This is a genomic window from Duganella sp. GW821-FHT01E12, from assembly GCF_059422325.1.
On record NZ_JBWKWR010000002.1, the window covers coordinates 857,765 to 877,376 of the forward strand.

Below are 19,612 nucleotides of genomic sequence, written 5' to 3' on the forward strand. Positions count from 1 at the left end.
TATCCTTTCAGTTATGGAGACGGGCATCGGCGGCCTGGGCGGCGGCCGGATCGTCGACCGGCGTCACGCACGGCATGCGCAGCACGAAGCTGGCGCCCTGGCCCAGCACGCTGGAGACGGTGATGGTGCCGCCGAACTGCTTGGCCATCAGGTTGAACACGATATTGAGTCCGAGCCCGGTGCCGCCCTGCCCGCGGCGGGTGGTGACGAAGGGGTCGAACACCTTGTCGAGCATGTCCGGCGGGATGCCCTTGCCGTCGTCGGTCACCTGCATCTCGATCCAGTCGCCCTGCTGCGCCACGCCGATGGTGATGCGGCCCTCGTCGCCCGGGTCGAAGGCGTGCTCGACGCAGTTGAGCGTCAGGTTGGTGATGACCTGGGCCAGCGCGCCCGGATAGCTGTCGAGGATGATGTCCGGCGGGCAGGAGATGCTGACCGTGATGTGGGTCTTCTTCAGCTTGGGCTGCAGGCTCGACACCACCTCGTTGATGTAGTCGCGCAGCTCGAAGCGGCGGCGCGCCTCGCTGACCTGGTCGACCGCGATCTGCTTGAAGCTGTGGATCAGGTGGGCGGCGCGGTAGGCGTTGTTCATGATCAGGCGCGTGCTTTCGGCGGCCGTCTCCAGGTAGCGCGTGATGTCGGACTTCTTGACGTTGCCGTGCTCCACCGCCAGGTGCACCTTCTCGGTCGCCTCCATCAGCACCGAGGCGCTGGTCAGCGCGATGCCGACCGGCGTGTTGATCTCGTGCGCGACGCCGGCCACCAGCCCGCCCAGCGAGGCCAGCCGCTCGGCCTGCAGCAGCGATTCCTGCGTGCGGCGCAGGTCGTCGAGCGCCTTGGCCGTGGTCTGGGCCGACTTGCGGGCCTCGTCCTCGGCCTCGCGGATGCGCTGGATGTTGGATTTGATCTTGCGCTGGATGGCGTTGAAGCCGCGGATCACCTCGCCGAGCTCGTCGTGCCGGCTGTCGGGCAACTCCTCCACCTCGTCGCTGCCGCGCGTGGCCAGGTCGAACAAGCCGTCGCGCAGGCGCTTGAGCGGGTCGAACACGATGCGCAGCGACAGCGCCAGCGCCGCCACCAGGATCAGGTCCAGCAGCAGCACCTCGATCACCTTGCGCCGCACCTCGGCCGCCAGCGTGGCGTCGATCTGCGCGCGGCTGAAGTTGACCACCACGCGGCCGACGATGACCGGCTTGAGCGAGGCGCCGGCCGCGCCGGAATCGCGGTAGGCCAGGTCGGCCACCACCGGCGAACCGCCGACCGCGGCGTCGTTCTCGATCGAACTGACGCTGCCGTTCTCGTTGCGCAGCTTGCCGGAAAACAGGCCGACCGAGGTGTCGTAGACGCGGATCGACACCAGCTCGGGCGGCAGCATCTCGGCGGCGACGATGTTGTCGACCTTGGCCTTGTCCAGGTCCCACAGCGCCGACGGCAGGCTGGTCTGCAGTCGGGTCAGCACGCCCTGGCGCAGCCGCTGGCTGCTCACCTCCAGCTCGTGCCCCAGGCTGTACTGGGCGTAGGTGCCGGAAATGCCCAGCACCAGCGTGACGATGACCACGAACAGCAGCGTCAAGCGGCCTTGGATACCAAACATCGACCAACCTCCCTGCAAGATGGAAATGACGGCAACGTCCCAATGTACGGTATGACATGCGACTTGGCAAGTTATGGCCCCTGCCGTCACGCCGCCGCGGCAGACTTTGCTTGCACGCAATGGTAAGATCATACAATGTAGATCAGGTAGCAAACCGGGAGGGCAACATGACAAGCAATTACCATCAACTGACGCTGGCGGAGGTGCGGCCGGGCATGGTCCTGTCGGACGTGCTGCTGGACGTGCAAGGCCATGTGCTGCTGCCGCAAGGCACGGTGTTGACCGAAGCCATGCTGGCGCTGATGCCGCGCCACGGCATCGCGGTGCTGCCCATCCTGAAGGAAGAAGTGTCGCCGGAGGCGGCGCAGGCCACGCTGGAGCACCACGCGGCGCGCATCGCCCGCCTGTTCCGCAAGAACGACGCCGACAGCGACAGCGACTGGGCCACCGCGCTGCTGCGCCGCTTCGTGTCGGACTTCCGGCTGGGTCCGCAGGAGGCCGCAGAGCATGAGTAATACGCTGAGTTACGACGACGTCGTCCGCACGCTGGACGACCTGCCCTCGCTGCCGGCGGTGGTGATGGAGCTGCTCAACAGCATAGACCAGGACGATGTCGACATCTCCGTGCTGGCCAGGAAGGTGTCCTACGACCAGGCGCTGACGGCCAAGACGCTGCGGCTGGCCAACTCCTCGCTGTACGGCCTGCAGGTCAAGGTGACCACCATCCAGCAGGCGATCACCTACCTGGGCTTCCAGACCACGCGCAACCTGATCACGGCGGCCGCCGTCACCGGCTGCTTCGCCGAGGGCCACTGCCCCGGCTTCGACCACAAGGCCTTCTGGCGCCACTCGATCGCCACCGCCGCCTGCGCCAAGGTGCTGGCGCGGCAGATGCGCTTCAACCAGGACTACGCCTTCACGGCCGGCCTGCTGCACGATATCGGCCGGCTGGTGCTGGTGTCGTGCTTCCCGAATCAATACTCGGAAACCATCGCCTACCGCGACGAGCACGATTGCTATCTGCTGGACGCGGAGCGTAAGGTGCTGGGCGTCGATCACGTCGACGCCGGCATGGCGCTGGCGGAGCACTGGAATTTTTCCGACACGATGCGGCTGGCCATCGGCGGCCACCACGACCCGGAAGCGCCGGGCGCAGGTTTCCTGGCGGCCATCATCCATGTGGCCGACGCCATCGTGCATGCGCTCGATCTGGCGCAGGCGCAGGACGATCTGGTCCCGCCGGTATCCACCGTGGCCTGGACTGCGCTGGGCCTCGATGAGGAAATCTATCTGCAATTGTTCCGCGAGACGGAACTGCAATACGAAGAAATCTCGATGGTGCTGCTGAGCTGATTATTATTCTGAAACAAAAGATCCTGAAGCAGCGGGCTGCCTGCCGGCCGGGCTGAAATCAGCCACGGCAACGGCAGGAGCAGGCGTGCGGGCGCATTAGTGACGCGCGTAGTTTCCGGCCTCGGCCTTTTCGGTGCGCTCTTCCGGCTTTGGTCGGCCCTGGGCGTCGGACAGGCGGTACTTGGTGCGGCGGTCGCCCATCAAGTCGCGCAGGTCGCGGATGCTCATGCCGGTCACTTCGTGCATACGGATCAGCAGCGAGGCGCCGACCGGCAAGCGGTGGTGGCGGATCTTGCTGATGACCGGCGGCGCGACTTCCAGCAGGCGCGACAGCGCTGCGTCGTTTTTCAGTTGCATCTTGCCGAGCAAGATGTCCAGGAGATGGTTGGGGTTGTAGCTTTCCTGGGAAGCGAGAGCGTGGTGTGCCATGATTTTCCTCGTTGGTTGGGTGAATGAAGTGTGCAGGCCTGAACTTAAGCGCAACTTAGATTCCTTGGACTAAGTTTTTGTTTCAGCTAGCCTCTGCCGGTTGCCTTTCGTGCAAGATAATTCTATGCTCAAAAGGGCCTGTTTCCGCCGCTGTACGCCGAGCGAAGATTGTTCGACATCAATCACGAGCTAGAAACCTTAGCAACAATGCTATTTCATCACATGGGGCTGGAGTGTGTCGCACGCAAGAACTTGTAGGAAACTGTTACACAAAGCAAGTTCAGCTTTACACGGACAGGCAACCCCGCCGGCCGGAGCCATAACGCATGCCGGCGCACTTAGGGGTCAGACCCCGCACGGGGCTGACCCCGCTTGGCTGTGCGGGGTAAAGCCAGATCAGGCGGTGGTGTCGATGTGGCGGCCGACGGTCTTATCGCTCTGGCGGCGATCCTGCTGGGTATGCTTGTCGGCGGCCTGCGCCTGGCGCCGTTGCAGCGCGGCGGCGTCGTCGTTGGCCTGGGCGCGGGTGCGCTGGGCGTCGGCGTTCTGCTCCACCCGGTTCTGCACCGCGCGCTCGGACTCGGTGCTGCGTTGCGCCCGGTCGGCGCGCTCGGCCGCGCCGGCCTGCTCGCCGCGCTGGCGCTCGCGGTTGACGCGGGTCTCGCGCTGGTTGGCCGCCTGCACGCTGTCGAGCGGGGTGCTGATGCGCGACGACGAAATCGTATTGGCTGCCATGTCTCCCTCGCTGAAAATTGCCCGCAGGCTACGCTTTCAATGTAGAAGGCAGCGCGCCCAAAATCAAGCCTTATCGCGTCTGGCGGCGGCAAATTACGTTAAACTATCGCCTGTGCCGGCACTGCCGGCCTCTCTCATAAAGCATGCCATTGAAAACCAAAACGCCAGTCCAACCGTACTACTTCGTCCCGGAGCCGCTCGATAACGCGCGCCTGGCCCATTTGTGCGGCCCCCTCGACGAAAACCTGCGCCAGATTTCCGCCGCGCTGGACGTCACCATTTTCCGCCGCGGCGAAAAGTTCATCGTCAGCGGCCACAACGCCGAACGGGCGGTGCAGATCCTGGAACAGTTCTACGCGGTCGCCAACAAGATCGTGCCGATCGAGGAAGTGCAGCTGGCCCTGGTCGAACAGCGCGCCGGCCTGGCCGCGGCCGCCGTCGCCTCGCCGTCCGCGCCGGACCAGCCGCGCGCGGTCGAGGCGCCGTTCGTCGAGCCCGACATCAACAGTCCGATCCTGAAGACCCGCCGCGCCGACTTGCGCGGCCGCACGCCGCACCAGATCCGCTACCTGCGCAACATCCTCGAGCACGACATCAGCTTCGGCGTCGGCCCGGCCGGCACCGGCAAGACCTATCTGGCGGTAGCCTGCGCGGTCGACGCGCTCGAACGCGACGCCGTCAAGCGCATCATCCTGACCCGCCCCGCCGTCGAAGCGGGCGAGCGCTTGGGCTTCCTGCCGGGCGACCTGGCGCAGAAGGTCGATCCCTATCTGCGCCCGCTGTACGACGCGCTGTACGACCTGCTCGGCTTCGACCGCACGCAGAAGATGTTCGAGAAGCAGGTGATCGAGATCGCGCCGCTGGCCTATATGCGCGGGCGCACGCTCAACCACGCCTTCGTCATCCTCGACGAGGCGCAGAACACCACGGTCGAGCAGATGAAGATGTTCCTGACCCGCATCGGCTTCGGCAGCAAGGCCGTGGTCACGGGCGACGTCACCCAGGTCGACCTGCACAAGAGCCAGAAGAGCGGCCTGGTGGATGCCATCCAGGTGCTGAAGGAAGTGCGCGGCATCGCCTTCAGCCACTTCAACAGCGAGGACGTGGTGCGCCATCCGCTGGTGGCGCGCATCGTCGACGCCTACGAAACCGCGCACAACCACGAAGCGGAAATCGCTCCTCTCCTCAAAGCCACAGCTCTCAAAAATGTCCGCAAAAAATAAACTGACGCTGTCGGTGCAATATCCCGACGCCCGCCTGCAGGAAAGCCTGACCCGTCCCAAGATCCGCCGCTGGGTGCAGGCCGCGCTGTTCGCGCCGGCCGAGCTGACGATACGCTTCGTCGACGCCGAGGAAGGCCGCACGCTGAACCGCGACTACCGCGAGAAAGACTACGCCACCAACGTGCTGACCTTCGCCTACAACGAAGGCGAAGAGTTGCCCGACGACGCGCCGACCCAGGCCGACATCATCCTCTGCACCGACGTGCTGGAGCGGGAGGCGGCCGAGCAAAAGAAAACCGTGGAAGAACACGCGGCCCACCTGATCGTCCACGGCGTGCTGCACGCGCAGGGCTACGACCACATGGACGACGAGGAAGCGGCCGAAATGGAAGGCATCGAAACGGAAATCCTGGCCGGCCTGGGCTACGCCGATCCCTACGCCGACTGAGCGACGGGCGCTGCCTTTTTGACAAAATCGGCCCCGCCTCCCCATTTGGTGTATCCTATACCCCTTCGAAACAATGGCTCACGCCTCCTATGCAAGAGCACTCTAGTGGCGTCAAGACTGACGCCAAACCCCACCGGTCGCTGTTTGAACGCTTGACCGCACTGATTTCCCCCGAGCCAGAGAACCGCGCGGAACTGCTCGAAGTTCTGCATGACGCCCACGAACGCAACCTGATCGACGCCGACGCCCTGTCGATGATCGAAGGCGTGTTCCAGGTGTCGGACCTGTCCGCCCGCGACATCATGATCCCCCGCTCGCAGATGGATGTCATCGACATCTCCAAGCCCATCGAGGAATGGATGCCGCAGGTGCTGGCCACCGCCCACTCGCGCTTCCCCGCCATCGAGGGCGAACGCGACAAGGTGATCGGCATCCTGCTGGCCAAGGACCTGCTGCGCTACTACGCCGAGGAATCGTTCGACGTGCGCGACATGCTGCGCCCCGCCATCTTCATCCCCGAATCGAAACGCCTGAACGTGCTGCTGCGCGACTTCCGCGCCAACCACAACCACATGGCCATCGTGGTCGACGAGTACAGCGGCGTGGCCGGCCTGATCACCATCGAGGACGTGCTGGAGCAGATCGTCGGCGACATCGAGGACGAGTACGACTTCGACGAGGAAGAGGACAACATCCTGTCGATCAAGGAGGGCGTGCACGGCCCGCGCTGGCGCATCAAGGCGCTGACCGAGATCGAACAGTTCAACGACGAGCTCGACACCGCGCTGCCGGACGACGACGTCGACACCATCGGCGGCCTGGTCGCCAAGCACCTGGCGCGCATGCCGCACAAGGGCGACGTGTTCGACATGGAAGGCCTGCGCTTCGAAGTGCTGCGCGCCGACGCCCGCCAGATCCACGTGCTGCTGGTGGAAAAACTGCCGCCCGCCGTTGAAGCCGGCGACGACGCCTGATGCGTTTTCGCCGCGCCAACCCGAACGATCCGCCCAAGCCGCAACGCTCCACCCGTGGCCGCATGGCCATCACCGCCGTGGCCGGCGCGCTGTGCGTGTTCGCCTTCGCCCCGTTCGGCTGGTGGCCGCTGGAGATCCTCGGCCTGGCGACCTTGTTCTACCAGGTGCTGCGCAGCAGCGACGTCAAGGCCGCCGGCCTGATCGGCTGGGCCTTCGGCTTCGGCTGGACCGCCGCCGGCGTCCACTGGCTCTACGTTTCGATGCACACCTACGGCGCCATGCCGGCCCCGCTGGCCGCGGCCGCCGTGCTGCTGCTGGCCTGGGGCATGGGCTTCTACGTGGCGCTGGCGATGGGCGGCGCGGCCTGGCTGCGCAAGCGCTGGGCGCTGCCGCTGCCGGCCGCCAACCTGCTGGTGCTGCCCGCCATGTGGTCGCTGTTCGAATGGATACGAGGATGGCTGTTCACCGGCTTCCCGTGGCTGTCGGCCGGCTACGCCCACAACCACAGCCCGCTGGCCGGCTACGCGCCGCTGATCGGCATGTACGGCCTCGGCTGGCTGGCGGCGGTGATCGCCGGCGCGCTGCTGTTGCTGCTGCACCGCACGCGCCTGCGCGCGGCCGGGCTGATCGTCGCCATCTGCGTGGCCGGCGTCGCGCTGGGCCTGCTGCACTGGACCTACCCGGAAGGCAAGCCGATCTCGGTGCGCCTGCTGCAAGGGAACATCCCGCAGGATGAAAAATTCAACGGCTCGCGCGTGATGTCGGCGCTCAAGCTGTACCAGGACGCCATCACGGCCGCGCCTGCCGACCTGATCGCCACGCCGGAGACGGCCATCGTCATGCTGCCGCAGCAGCTGCCCCCCGACTACCTGTCCGGCATCGCCCAGTTCCTCAACAAGACCAACAGCAACCTGATCCTGGGCATCCCGGTGGCCGACAGCCAGACCGCCTACTTCAACAGCGCGATCGGCATCCCGTCCAGGCTGGGCAGCAGCTACTACCGCTACGACAAGCACCACCTGGTGCCGTATGGCGAGTTCATCCCGTTCGGCTTCCGCTGGTTCGTCAACCTGATGTCGATCCCGCTGGGCGACCAGACCAGCGGCCGCGACATCCAGCCCGCGTTCGCGATCAAGGACCAGCGCGTGCTGCCCAACATCTGCTACGAGGACTTGTTCGGCGAAGAGATCGCCGCCCAGCTGAACAAGCCGGCGCAGGGCCAGAAGCCGGCCACCATGCTGCTCAACATCTCGAACCTGGCCTGGTTTGGCGACACGATCGCCATTCCCCAGCATTTGCAGATCTCGCAAATGCGCACGCTGGAGACCGGCCGCCCGATGCTGCGCGCGACCAACACCGGCGCCACCGCCATCATCAATGGCGAAGGCAAAGTGGTGCAGCAGCTGCCCGTGGACACCTACGGCGTGCTGGCGGCCACGGTGCAGGGCACGGCCGGCAGCACGCCCTACATCCTGTGGGGGAACAAGCTGTTCCTGGCGCTGGCCGCGCTGTCGCTGGTCGGCGCGTGGTTTTGGGGGCGGCGCGCAAAAAACCGCCCTAAAGCCGCTTAATCTCTACAGGCTCCCGGTAAAACCCGCTAAAATTGCCCCTTTAGCGAAACTGCAACCGCGCGCCTCTGGCCGCGCCACCGACTACACAAGATGCTGACATTTCAACAAATTATCCTGACCTTGCAAACCTACTGGGACAAGCAAGGCTGCGCCCTGCTCCAGCCCTACGACATGGAAGTCGGCGCCGGCACCTTCCACACCGGAACCTTCCTGCGCGCGATCGGTCCCGAGCCTTGGCGCGCGGCCTATGTGCAGCCATCGCGCCGCCCGAAGGACGGCCGCTACGGCGAAAACCCGAACCGTGGCCAGCACTACTACCAGTACCAGGTGGTGATGAAGCCGGCGCCGGAAAACATCCTGGACCTGTACCTCGGTTCGCTGGAAGCGCTGGGCCTGGACCTGAAGCAGAACGACGTCCGCTTCGTCGAGGACGACTGGGAATCGCCGACCCTGGGCGCCTGGGGCCTGGGTTGGGAGGTCTGGCTGAACGGCATGGAGGTGACGCAGTTCACCTACTTCCAGCAAGTCGGCGGCCTCGATTGCAAGCCGGTGCTGGGCGAGATCACCTACGGCATCGAACGCCTGGCGATGTACCTGCAGGGCGTCGAGAACATGTACGACCTGGTGTGGACCACCTGGGAAGAAAACGGCGTAACGAAAACGCTGAAGTACGGCGACGTCTTCCACCAGAACGAGGTGGAGCAGTCGGCCTACAACTTCGAGCACTCGAACACCGAGCTGCTGTTCACCCAGTTCAACAACCACGAATCGGAAGCCAAGCGCCTGATCGAGCTGCAACTGACCCTGCCCGCGTACGAGCAGATCATGAAGGCCTCGCACAGCTTCAACCTGCTGGACGCGCGCGGCGCCATCTCCGTGACCGAACGCGCCGCCTACATCGGCCGCGTGCGCGCCCTGTCGCGCCTGGTCGCGCAAGCCTACTACGATTCGCGTGAGCGCCTGGGCTTCCCGATGGCCCCCGCCGCTGCCGTCGCCGCTGAATAAACGATATAAATAATATGACTCAAACTCTGCTCATCGAACTGCTGACCGAAGAACTGCCGCCGAAGGCGCTCGCCAAACTGGGCAAGGCTTTCGCGGACGGCATCGTCAACGGCCTGAAATCGCGCGACTTCCTGGAAGCCGACAGCGTCGCCACCTCGTACGCCTCGCCGCGCCGCCTGGCCGTCTCCATCACCAAGGTGCGCGCCACCTCGCCGGACAAATCGATCCGCGAAAAAGTGCTGCCGGTGTCGGTGGCGCTGGACGCGGCCGGCAACGGCACGCCGCCGCTGGCCAAGAAGTTGGCCGCGCTGGGCTTCCCCGACCTGACCGTGGCCGACCTGGAACGCGCGCAGGACGGCAAGGCCGAAAGCTTCTTCTACACCTACACCGCCACCGGCAGCGCGCTGCAGGCAGGCCTGCAGGCCGCGCTGGAGGAGTCGGTCGCCAAGCTGCCGATTCCCAAGGTGATGGCTTATCAGCGTCCGGACGGCGCCACCGTGCAGTTCGTGCGTCCGGCCCACAGCCTGATCGCGCTGCACGGCGCCACCGTGCTGCCATTGACCCTGCTGGGCCTGACCGCGTCGAACGTCAGCGAAGGCCACCGCTTCCTGACCGCGCCGGGCCAGCGCATGGTCACCATCGCCAACGCCGACAGCTACGCCGCCACCTTGGCGACCGAAGGCAAGGTGCTGGCCGGCGTCGAGGACCGCAAGGAGAAAATCCGCGCCGAACTGCTGGCCAAGGCCGGCGCCGACACGGTGCTGATGCCTGAAGCCCTGCTGGACGAAGTGGCCGCGCTGGTCGAATGGCCGGTGGTCTACGAGTGCAAGTTCGAGGAGGAATACCTGGCCGTGCCGCAGGAATGCCTGATCCTGACCATGCAGACCAACCAGAAATACTTCGCGCTGACCGACGCCAACGGCAAGCTGCGCTCGCGCTTCCTGATCGTCTCCAACATCGCAACCGACACGCCGGCCGCCATCATCGACGGCAACGAGCGCGTGGTGCGTCCGCGCCTGTCCGACGCCAAGTTCTTCTTCGAGCAGGACAAGAAGAAGACGCTGGAATCGCGCCTGCCGCTGCTGGAAAAAATCGTCTATCACAACAAGCTGGGCACGCAGGCCGCACGCGGCGAGCGCGTGGCCGCACTGGCAGCCTTCATCGCCGGCGCCATCGGCGGCGACGCCGCGCTGGCCACCCGCGCGGCCAAGCTGTCGAAGGCCGACCTGGTCACCGAGATGGTCGGCGAGTTCCCCGAGCTGCAAGGCATCATGGGCACCTACTACGCCCGCAACGACGGCGAGCCGGAAGACGTGGCGCTGGCCGCGTCCGAGCACTACCAGCCGCGCTTCGCCGGCGACGCCCTGCCGTCCACCGTCACCGGCACCGCCGTGGCGCTGGCCGACAAGCTCGAAACCCTGGTCGGCATCTGGGCCATCGGCCTGGCGCCGACCGGCGACAAGGATCCGTTCGCGCTGCGCCGCCACGCGCTGGGCGTGCTGCGCATGCTGATCGAAAAGCGCCTGCCGCTGTCGATTTCCGCCCTGCTGTCGCACGCCGCGCAGCTGTTCGCCTCCGTGGCCGGCTTCAAGGACCCGAGCGCCGACGTCTACACCTTCATGATCGACCGCCTGCGCGGCATCCTGCGCGAGCGGGGCTTCTCGCCGAACGAAATCGAAGCGGTGGTCGCCCAGAATCCCGATCGCCTGGACGACATCGTGCAGCGCCTGGAGGCCGTGCAAGCCTTCGCCGCGCTGCCGGAATCGGCCTCGCTGGCCGCCGCCAACAAGCGCATCACCAACATCCTGAAGAAGAACGAGGAAGCGCTGGCCGCCGCCGGCAACACCGGCGTCAACGTCGCGCTGCTGCAGGACGCCGCCGAGAAGAACCTCAACGCCGCCGTGGTGCGCGTGCTGCCGGAAATCGATGCCGCCTTCAACAAAGGCGACTTCGCCGGCACGCTCAAGACGCTGGCCCAGCTGCGCGAGGAGGTCGACGCCTTCTTCAACGACGTGATGGTCATGGCCGAGGATGTCGCGCTGCGCAACAACCGCCTGGCCCTGCTGTCGTCGTTGCACGGCATGATGAACCGCGTGGCCGACATTTCGAAGCTGGCGGCCTAAATGGGTGGGCCGTCCATGAAACTGATCATCCTCGATCGCGACGGCGTCATCAACCATGATTCGCCGGACTTCATCAAGTCGCCGGCCGAGTGGATTCCGGTACCCGGCTCGCTCGAAGCGATCGCCCGCCTGAACCAGGCGGGTTACCGCGTGGTGGTGGCGTCGAACCAGTCGGGCATCGCCCGCGAATTCTTCGACATGGCGATCCTGAACGCGATCCACCAGAAGATGCACAACCTGGCGCAGCAAGTGGGCGCCAGCATCGACGCCGTCTTCTTCTGCCCGCACGCCGCGGCCGACGCCTGCGATTGCCGCAAGCCCAAGCCCGGCATGTTCACGGAAATCTCGCAACGCTATAAAATCAGCCTGAAAGGCGTGCCGACCGTCGGCGATTCGCTGCGCGACCTGCAGGCCGGCTATGTCAGCGGCTGCGTGCCTTACCTGGTCCTGACCGGCAAGGGCGAGAAAACCCAGGCCACCGGCGGACTGCCGCCCGGCACCATGGTGTTCCCCGACCTGGCCTCGATGGTCAATCACCTGCTGAAAACCAGCGCCCCGCCGGCGCTGCACGTCGTTAGCTAAACAGTTTTGGAGTCTGCATTGGGTCATCCCGTCTTGTTTCTGCGTTCCCTGATTTTCACCATCGTCATGGTGGTATCGACCATCGTCTGGGCCTGCGTGTGCCTGCTGGCCGCGCCGCTGCCGTACAACCAGCGCTTCTACATCACCGGACGCTGGAATGTGTTCATGATCTGGTGCCTCAAGGTCATCTGCGGCATCCGCTACCAAATCAAGGGCGCCGAGAACTTCCCGGACGCGCCGGCCGTGGTGCTGTCGAAGCACCAGTCGGCGTGGGAGACCATCTTCCTGCTGCCTAACATGCCGCGTCCGCTGGTGTTCGTGTTCAAGAAGGAGATCCTGTACATTCCCTTCTTCGGCTGGGCGATGGCGCTGCTGCGCATGATTCCGATCGACCGCAAGCAGGGCAAGTACGCCTTCCAGGACGTGGTCCGCCACGGCAAGCGCCGGCTCGCCGACGGCCAATGGATTATCATGTTCCCGGAAGGGACGCGCATCCCGGTCGGCAAGGCCGGCAAGTACAAGAGCGGCGGCACGCGCCTGGCCATCGAGACCGGCGCGGTGGTTGTGCCGATTGCCCACAACTCCGGCGAGTGCTGGCCAAAAAATTCTTTCATCAAGCGCCCAGGGCTTGTTACAGTATCGATAGGCAAACCGATTTCTCCGGAAGGCCTGACCCCGGACGGCATGATGCAACAGGTGGAAAATTGGATAGAATCAGAAATGCGCGTCATTTCGCCCCACGCCTACAACGCTGGCTAGATGATTTAGCCACGCTGGTGAAGCCGGCGTCGCCGCAAGACGACGCCAGCCAACTGGACCTGTTTGGACGGGAGGCGCAGTCGTCTCCCAAAGCCGTGTACACCGCGCCGGTATGGTCGATTCCGACCTCGCCCACCTCGAATAAACCTCCCCCCGTTTCGCCCTACGTCGCGCCGCCGCAGACCGCCGTGCCGGTCAAGCCGCGCGCGCAGACGCCGCCGCCGCCGGACCTGCTGCCCAAGCGCCAGCTGATGGTGGGCGACTTCGTGCTCGAATATTCGCTGCGCCGCTCGACCCGCCGCTCGATCGGCTTCATGATCGACGACGAGGGCCTGCGCGTGACGGCGCCCAAGCGCATCAGCATCGCCGAAATCGACAACGCCATCCGCACCAAGCAGCACTGGATACTGAGCAAGCTGAAAGAGCGCCGCGAACGCCGCGCCGCGCGGCTGGAGAAGCCGCCGGTGGAGTGGGTGGACGGCGCGCAGCTGCCGTATCTGGGCGCCGACATCACGCTGCGGCTGCTGGTGGGCGGACGCAATCGCAGCAGCTACAACCCCGCCACGCGCGAGCTGTCGATGGTGCTGGTGCCCGGCGCCACCGAGACGCTGTTGAAGGAGCGCGTGAAGTCGTGGTACCAGCAGGAGGCCAAGCTGCTGTTCGAACAGCGGCTGGACATGTACGCGGAACGGCTGGGGGTACGCTACCACTCGTTCGGCCTGTCGTCGGCGGGCACGCGCTGGGGTTCGTGCACGGTGGACCGCAAGATCCGCCTGAACTGGAAGCTGATCCACTTCTCGCAGCCGCTGATCGACTACGTGATCGCGCACGAGCTGTCGCACATTTTGGAGATGAACCACAGCGCGCAGTTCTGGAACACGGTGGGCCTGATCTACCCCGAGTACGAGGAAGCCAAGAACCTGCTGCGCAAGCGCGCGCAGGAGCTGCCGGTGCTGTTCCTCTAGCACGCTTGCCGTTTCCGCAAGGCTGTCAATAACTTAATTTACAAAGGACAACTAATTGCATAGGTTATAATTGATAGTAGGAAAACTATTATTTAACTACTGCAATGAATTTGACCAAACTCGCCCTCGCCTGCGCACTCACTTCCACCTTGGCCGCCTGTGGTGGTGGAGGTGGCGGCAGCACCTCCGCCACCGACGCCGGTTCGGTGGTCGTGCAGCCTACTCCGCCGTCAGCCAGCCCGGTGGCCGACACGAAAGCCCTGTTCACCAGCCTGCGCACCAACCTGCAAGCCTGGTCCGACGCAAACAAGGACGGCGGCGGCCTGCGCAACAGCACGGACGCGATGAAGGCCGATTTCGACAGCGCCACATCGCCGCTGGACCAGAACCTGGCCAACTGGATCAGCGTCTCCCTCAGCGGCATCAAGCTCTACAGCGACTTCATCCAGAAGAAATCCACTGCCATTACCGTCAGGGACAGCCACTCAGGGGCGTCAATGGGCGGGTGCACGCTGTACAAGGATGCGGCGGCGACCGTCGCCATGACCAGCCGCGACGTATCGTCCGTAACGCCGCAAAGCGTCTCCTGCACGATGAGCGGCATGGCCGTCCAAGGTTCGGATCGCCAATCGGCATCGGGCGGCCTCTATACCCGCACACTCATCAGCAAAAGCATCACGCTGGTGCCGGCAGCCAGCGGCAACTTCGCCTACACCACCCAGACGGTGCGCTTCTCGCAGGAATATCAGAGGGATTGGTATGGCCCCTCCAACTTCCGCGCCTTGAGCGACCAGACCCCCATCGGCAGCGCAGCGCACGGCACCATCGGCTACCGGATCAACGGCGATATCGTCACCGCAGCGCAGATCGACGGCACCATGCCCGCGCACACCGACGCCGCCGGCGCCGTGCTCAGCGACTATGAAACGTGGCATGTCAAAGCCGCCACCGCGGCGCAGGCAGCCGGCATCAACAACTACGCGCTCTCCGGCAGCATCAGCGCGGTCAAAAACGGGGCGGCGCTTGGCACCGTCAAGCTTGCCGACACATCCTTCGTCCGCGCTTCCGTCAGCGGCAACACGTACCAAGTCGCCGAAGCCAAGCTGGACATCGAAGTCACAACGGCCAACAACACCGTCAGCGGCACCCTGTCCCTCAATAAGTTCGATACCGACAAATACGGCAGTCACTACCAGCCAACCTACACACAGTTCAGCGGCAGCTTCACCAACAGCCGTGCGGAGAACTTCAGCGGCGTCTTCACGGTCGAAGTGTCGAACTACAAGAACTACGACAGCTGGGCGCCGCAGTCGGCGACCAATTTCGCCCCTACCACCACTTCGTTCAAAGGCAACCTGAAGATCGTCGGCCGCCCCGTGCTGGCCGTCGCGTTTTCCGAGCGTGACACCAGCTACCAGACCGCCGAATTCAATGGCAGCTACAACGACGGCGCCAACGTCATCACGTTCGACGGCAACACCGCAGCGCCCGGAACGACCCATATCGCCAGCGCCACGGGTGTCTCGGTCACGCTGGTGGGCGGCGCCAAGCTGGTCGACGTCTACAAGAACAACAGCAAGACCGCGCAGATCGATACCACCACCCGGGTGATCACCTACATCGATGGCACTTTCGAGACGCTGAACTGATCCATCATGCGTTTGATTTCCTTACTGGGCGCCCTGCTTGCGGCAAACGGGGCGGCGGCGCAGACAGCCGTCGCCGACAGCGACATCGCACTGCGCGCCCCCAGCGCCGCGTGGCAACCCTACGCCAAGGCACAGGCCTGGGCGGCCTACGACGCCGTGCCGATCCGCGAACTTGGCCGCGACTGGGGTGATGGCTACGCCCCGCGCAACGGCCGCAACGTCTTCCTGCAGCGGGACCGCGTGGAATTCGGCGTGGAGAAAGACGGCTGGCGCATCGGCGCGGAGTACCGGCTGGAAGGATCGCTGCAGGCGAGCCGCGACACGGTGGAGCTGTACCATCTCTATCAAAGCCACAAGGCGCCCGGCAAGGCTCTCGATTTGACGGTGGATGCCCAATCGAAGCAATGGGCGGCAGCGGGCGCGCGCGTGGGCCGCACCTTCGCCCTGCCCGACTTGGGCGCGGGCCAGCCCTTGCTGATGGTGTCGGCCGCCGTGTACGGGCACGCCCGCAACCACGACAGCAGCGCGTCCGGAGTGGTGAGCTACAAGCCCGAGACCGCGTACCGGATCGACGGCGCGTACACGAACTCGAAGACGGACTACAGCTATCCGTTCATGCCGGAGTCGGCGCAAAAATCGTCGGGCGCCAGCGTCTCGGCCGCGCTGCAATGGCCGCTGAGCAGCCAGCTCACCGCCAACCTGGCCGTCAACGACCTGTGGAGCCGCATGCGCTGGACCAATCTGCCGTCGATGGTGCAACGCATCGCCTCCGACGTGCAGACGGTCGATGGCGACGGCTACATCAACTATAAGCCGCAGGCCGTCGGCCAGAACAGCCTGATCGAGCGCACCGGCACCATCGGCGCCAGCACCGCGCTCAACCTCACTTACCGCTACCAGCAGTGGGCGCTGCGGGCCGGTGCGCAGCGCATCGCCGGCACCACCATCCCGGAAGCCATCGCCAGCTACGCCAGCCAATGGGGAACCTTCAGCACCAGCTATGACACGCGTTTCAACATGGTGGGGCTGGGCTACGAACAAGGCCCGCTCCGCCTGCGTGTGCGCACCGACCGCTTGCCGCTCAGCGAGGCGCATGCATTCAGCCTGGAGACGGCCATGTATTGGGCCTTCTAGCAGTTGACGTTTGGTCAATGCGAATGTAACTTGTCGCCATGGATACCAAAACAAACTTCAGCCGCACCACCATCGTTCTGCACTGGCTGGTGGCGACCAGCATCATCGGCCTGATCGCGCTCGGCATCTACATGGTCGAGACCGAATCCTGGCATCTGTACGACATCCACAAATCGATAGGCCTGCTGGCGTTCGCGGCGATCCTGGCGCGGCTGGCCTGGCGCTGGCGCAATGGCTTGCCGCAGCCGGTGCGCCCGGTGTCGCGGCTGGAGCATGTCACCGCCGTGGCGGCGCACGTGGTGCTGCTGGTCCTGACCGTCGTGCTGCCGCTGACCGGCATGCTGTACTCCGGCGCCAGCGGCCACGGCTTCGGCGTTTTCGATTGGCAGATTTTCCCCAGCCACGAAGTCGCCGGGCAGGCCGTGCCGCTCAGCGCCCGCTGGTCCGACATCGGCCAGACCATGCACGGCTTCCTCGGCTATCTGCTGCTGGCGCTGATCGCGCTGCACGCCGCCGCCGCGCTCAAGCACCATCTGCTCGACAAGGACGCCACCCTCAAGCGCATGCTGGGCCGCGCCCCGGAATCAACATAAAGACAAGACAGTTATCCATTCCGCAAATATCCTTCATTTCATAATAAAAGTTGCCCCACGGAATTTGTCGTGATAACTTGTGCTGCACTGCCGCATAAGGGATAAATTAAATGCAACAAACCATGAAAAAGAAGACCGGCCTGGTCTTGGGTGGAGGCGCGCCGAACTCGCCTCTGATCGCCGGCGCGCTGGCTGCCTTCCTCGACCAGGAAGTCGAATTCGACGTAATTTCCGCCTCGGGCGCGGGCGTTCTGATGGGCTTGCTGTACGCGGCGCCGCTGGAAGGCTCGCCCCGCCAGGCGCTGAAACGCTGGGCCGACACCGGCGTCTCCGACAGCATCTACAAGATGATGCCGGTGAATTACAAGGTCTTCCATAAACCGGGCCAGGAGGCGGACGCCTTCCGCAACGCTTTCGCGCCGGCCACCAGCCATCCGGTCTTTGGTGCGATGCAAAATGTTTTCGGCCAAGTGCCATGGACCGACTGGACCCAGCTGCTGATGTCGACCATGTCGCCGTCCAACCTGTCGGCCAAGAGCCTGGGCCTGTGCGCGCATGCGCCCTTCCTGGAAGGCGCGGTCGATTTCTCCGCCATCGCCGGCATGAAGCCGGAGTTCTACATCAACGCCTACAACCTGAACCAGCATCGCATGACGATCTGGGACAAGCATGAAATCAAGGCGGAGCATGTGCGCGCCGCGCTGTCCTTCCCCTTCCTGTACGCGCCGACCGAAATCGACGGCGAGGAATACATCGAAGGCGCCGCGCTGGAGACCTTGAACTTCGATCCCTTCATCGAAGGCAAGGGCGAGCACCACGACACCGACACGCTGATCGTGCTCGACATCCTCGGCGACGAGCGCCTGCTGCGCAAGCCGCGCAACCTGTACGACGCGTGGGTGGGTTCGATGATCACGCCGCTGGTGAAGATTTCGCAGAACCAGATCCGCCTGTTCGAGCTGGAACACAACACCGACCGCAAGACCGGCCTGCCGAAACGGCGCATGCTCAAGCTGGAGCTGATGGCCGCCGTGCCGGACGATCACATGCCGAACACGATGGACTGGTCGACGTCGAACATGCAGTTCCTGTTCGATATCGGCTACAAGGCAGCGACGCGCTTCTGCCGCCAGCACTCGACGGTGCTGCGCTACGCGGAAGAGGCGGAGCTTGCGGGTTAAAGCTTGACCAGCGGCGGCAGCAGGGCCAGCGTGCGGCGCGTGGCGCCGCGATGCTGGTTGGCGAAGGCCAGCGCGTTGCGGCCCATCGCGGCGCGCGCCGCGTCGTCGTTCAGCAAACGCCCTGCGGCGGACATCAGCTGCGCCGCGTCGGCGACGCGTTGCGCGCCGCCTGCCGCCAGCGCGTCTTCCGTCACCAGCGCGAAGTTGAAGGTGTGAGGCCCGATCAGCACCGGCTTGCCCAGCGCCGCCGGCTCGATCAAATTCTGGCCACCCAAAGGCAGCAGGCTGCCGCCGACGAAGGCCACATCGCAGGCCGCGTAGTAGGCGAACATCTCGCCCATCGAATCGCCCAGCAGCACATCGACAAAGCCCGGCAGCACGGCATCGTTGCCGTCCAGCGCAAGCTTGCTGCGGCGCTGCACGTTCAAGCCGTGCGCACCCACCATCCTCTCCACCTCGTCGAAACGCTGCGGATGGCGCGGCACGATCAGCAGCAGCACATTGGCCGGCAGCGCGGCGCGCTCGCGGCGGAAGGCGTCGAGTATCAACTCCTCCTCGCCCTCGCGCGTGCTGGCGCACAGCAGCACCGGACGGCCGCCGGTCACGCCGCGCAGCGCCGCGCCGATGGCCAGCGCCGCATCCGGCACCACCACGTCGAACTTGATGCTGCCGGTGATCTCCACACGCCGCACGCCCAGCGAGCGCACGCGCTCCGCGTCGGCCGCCGTCTGCGCGGCCACCAGCGAGATGCCGCGCGCCGCGTCCACCAGCAGGGAGCCGAAGCGGCGCGACCTGCGCAGCGAGCGTTCCGACAGGCGGGCGTTGGCCAGCACCACCGGCACGCCGCGCTTGCCGCACACCGCAATCAGGTTCGGCCACACCTCGGTCTCCATCAGGATGCAGACCGCGGGCTTGAAATGTTTGATGAAGCTGCCCACCATCGTCGCCGTGTCATACGGCAGATACGATTGCACCAGCCGCGCGCCGTGTTTGGCGAACAGCGTCTTGCCGGTGGCGCGGCCGGTCGGCGTCATGTGGGTGAGGACGATGCGGCTGTGCGGATACTCGGCCAGCAGCGCGTCGATCAAGGGCTCGGCGGCGCGCGTTTCGCCGACGGAGACGGCGTGTACCCACAGCGTCGGCGCGGAGGAAGCGGCGCCGCTGTAGAAGCCCAGGCGCTCGCCCCAGTGCTGGCGGTAGCCGGGCTCCTTGCGGCCACGCAGCCACAGGCGGGTCAGCACCAGCGGCAAGGCCAGCCACCACATCACGGAATAGAAAATACGCATAAAGTTTT

General features: G+C 65.0%; 19 protein-coding genes. 15 read left to right on the plus strand and 4 right to left on the minus strand.

Annotated elements, in window-relative coordinates; genetic code table 11:
- Window positions 1-7: 7 nt before the first annotated feature.
- Window positions 8-1,594 carry a sensor histidine kinase gene (locus AC07WS_RS09080; RefSeq protein WP_494728724.1) on the minus strand — a complete coding sequence of 529 codons (1,587 nt, stop codon included), beginning with the start codon at window positions 1,592-1,594 and terminating at the stop codon, window positions 8-10.
- 167 nt (window positions 1,595-1,761) lie between these two features.
- Between AC07WS_RS09080 and AC07WS_RS09085 the strand changes: the two genes are divergently transcribed.
- Window positions 1,762-2,109 (plus strand): hypothetical protein, encoded by a 348-nt coding sequence (locus AC07WS_RS09085; protein ID WP_494728725.1) that lies wholly within the window; start codon window positions 1,762-1,764, stop codon window positions 2,107-2,109.
- Window positions 2,102-2,947: an HDOD domain-containing protein gene (locus tag AC07WS_RS09090; protein WP_494728726.1), complete on the plus strand. Its 846-nt coding sequence runs from the start codon at window positions 2,102-2,104 to the stop codon at window positions 2,945-2,947. The genes AC07WS_RS09085 and AC07WS_RS09090 overlap by 8 nt, the downstream gene beginning before the upstream one ends.
- A gap of 96 nt (window positions 2,948-3,043) precedes the next feature.
- Here the strand turns inward: AC07WS_RS09090 and AC07WS_RS09095 are convergent, their stop codons facing one another.
- Both AC07WS_RS09095 and AC07WS_RS09100 read right to left on the minus strand, forming a co-directional pair.
- The gene (locus AC07WS_RS09095; protein WP_008451968.1) at window positions 3,044-3,376 is read right to left on the minus strand and encodes a hypothetical protein; all 333 of its coding nucleotides are present in this window, start codon (window positions 3,374-3,376) and stop codon (window positions 3,044-3,046) included.
- Between the two features lie 396 nt (window positions 3,377-3,772).
- Entirely contained in the window at window positions 3,773-4,111 is a 339-nt protein-coding gene (locus AC07WS_RS09100) for a hypothetical protein (protein ID WP_494728727.1), read from the minus strand.
- 149 nt (window positions 4,112-4,260) lie between these two features.
- Here AC07WS_RS09100 and AC07WS_RS09105 point away from each other — a divergent pair, with 149 nt between their 5' ends.
- From AC07WS_RS09105 to AC07WS_RS09165, 13 genes are all read left to right on the plus strand, one after another.
- Window positions 4,261-5,334, plus strand: coding sequence for a PhoH family protein (locus AC07WS_RS09105; protein WP_494728939.1), 1,074 nt, complete (start codon window positions 4,261-4,263; stop codon window positions 5,332-5,334).
- Window positions 5,318-5,782 (plus strand): rRNA maturation RNase YbeY, encoded by a 465-nt coding sequence (ybeY, locus tag AC07WS_RS09110; protein WP_161089245.1) that lies wholly within the window; start codon window positions 5,318-5,320, stop codon window positions 5,780-5,782. Before AC07WS_RS09105 ends, ybeY begins: the two co-directional genes overlap by 17 nt.
- Window positions 5,783-5,871: 89 nt before the next feature.
- Entirely contained in the window at window positions 5,872-6,756 is an 885-nt protein-coding gene (locus AC07WS_RS09115) for a CorC family transporter (RefSeq protein ID WP_494728728.1), read from the plus strand.
- Window positions 6,756-8,327: an apolipoprotein N-acyltransferase gene (gene lnt, locus AC07WS_RS09120; RefSeq protein WP_494728729.1), complete on the plus strand. Its 1,572-nt coding sequence runs from the start codon at window positions 6,756-6,758 to the stop codon at window positions 8,325-8,327. The genes AC07WS_RS09115 and lnt overlap by 1 nt, the downstream gene beginning before the upstream one ends.
- Before the next feature lie 90 nt (window positions 8,328-8,417).
- Complete coding sequence (gene glyQ, locus AC07WS_RS09125; protein WP_494728730.1) at window positions 8,418-9,332, plus strand: glycine--tRNA ligase subunit alpha; 915 nt, start codon at window positions 8,418-8,420, stop codon at window positions 9,330-9,332.
- Between the two features lie 14 nt (window positions 9,333-9,346).
- The gene (gene glyS, locus AC07WS_RS09130; RefSeq protein ID WP_494728731.1) at window positions 9,347-11,455 is read left to right on the plus strand and encodes a glycine--tRNA ligase subunit beta; all 2,109 of its coding nucleotides are present in this window, start codon (window positions 9,347-9,349) and stop codon (window positions 11,453-11,455) included.
- 15 nt (window positions 11,456-11,470) lie between these two features.
- On the plus strand, window positions 11,471-12,037 hold the full coding sequence (gene gmhB / locus AC07WS_RS09135) for a D-glycero-beta-D-manno-heptose 1,7-bisphosphate 7-phosphatase (protein WP_494728732.1): 567 nt from the start codon (window positions 11,471-11,473) through the stop codon (window positions 12,035-12,037).
- 66 nt (window positions 12,038-12,103) lie between these two features.
- Window positions 12,104-12,796, plus strand: a complete 693-nt coding sequence (locus AC07WS_RS09140) for a lysophospholipid acyltransferase family protein (protein WP_494728940.1) — start codon at window positions 12,104-12,106, stop codon at window positions 12,794-12,796.
- A 17-nt stretch (window positions 12,797-12,813) separates the two neighbouring features.
- Entirely contained in the window at window positions 12,814-13,761 is a 948-nt protein-coding gene (locus AC07WS_RS09145) for a M48 family metallopeptidase (protein WP_494728733.1), read from the plus strand.
- Between the two features lie 110 nt (window positions 13,762-13,871).
- On the plus strand, window positions 13,872-15,410 hold the full coding sequence (locus AC07WS_RS09150; protein WP_494728734.1) for a hypothetical protein: 1,539 nt from the start codon (window positions 13,872-13,874) through the stop codon (window positions 15,408-15,410).
- Between the two features lie 6 nt (window positions 15,411-15,416).
- Window positions 15,417-16,544 (plus strand): hypothetical protein, encoded by a 1,128-nt coding sequence (locus tag AC07WS_RS09155; RefSeq protein ID WP_494728735.1) that lies wholly within the window; start codon window positions 15,417-15,419, stop codon window positions 16,542-16,544.
- Between the two features lie 38 nt (window positions 16,545-16,582).
- Window positions 16,583-17,137 (plus strand): cytochrome b, encoded by a 555-nt coding sequence (locus tag AC07WS_RS09160; protein WP_494728736.1) that lies wholly within the window; start codon window positions 16,583-16,585, stop codon window positions 17,135-17,137.
- Between the two features lie 122 nt (window positions 17,138-17,259).
- Entirely contained in the window at window positions 17,260-18,318 is a 1,059-nt protein-coding gene (locus AC07WS_RS09165) for a patatin-like phospholipase family protein (protein WP_494728737.1), read from the plus strand.
- Here AC07WS_RS09165 and waaA read toward each other — a convergent pair.
- Window positions 18,315-19,604, minus strand: coding sequence for a lipid IV(A) 3-deoxy-D-manno-octulosonic acid transferase (gene waaA / locus AC07WS_RS09170; protein WP_494728738.1), 1,290 nt, complete (start codon window positions 19,602-19,604; stop codon window positions 18,315-18,317). The two genes, AC07WS_RS09165 and waaA, sit on opposite strands and share 4 nt — an antisense overlap.
- Window positions 19,605-19,612: the final 8 nt, after the last annotated feature.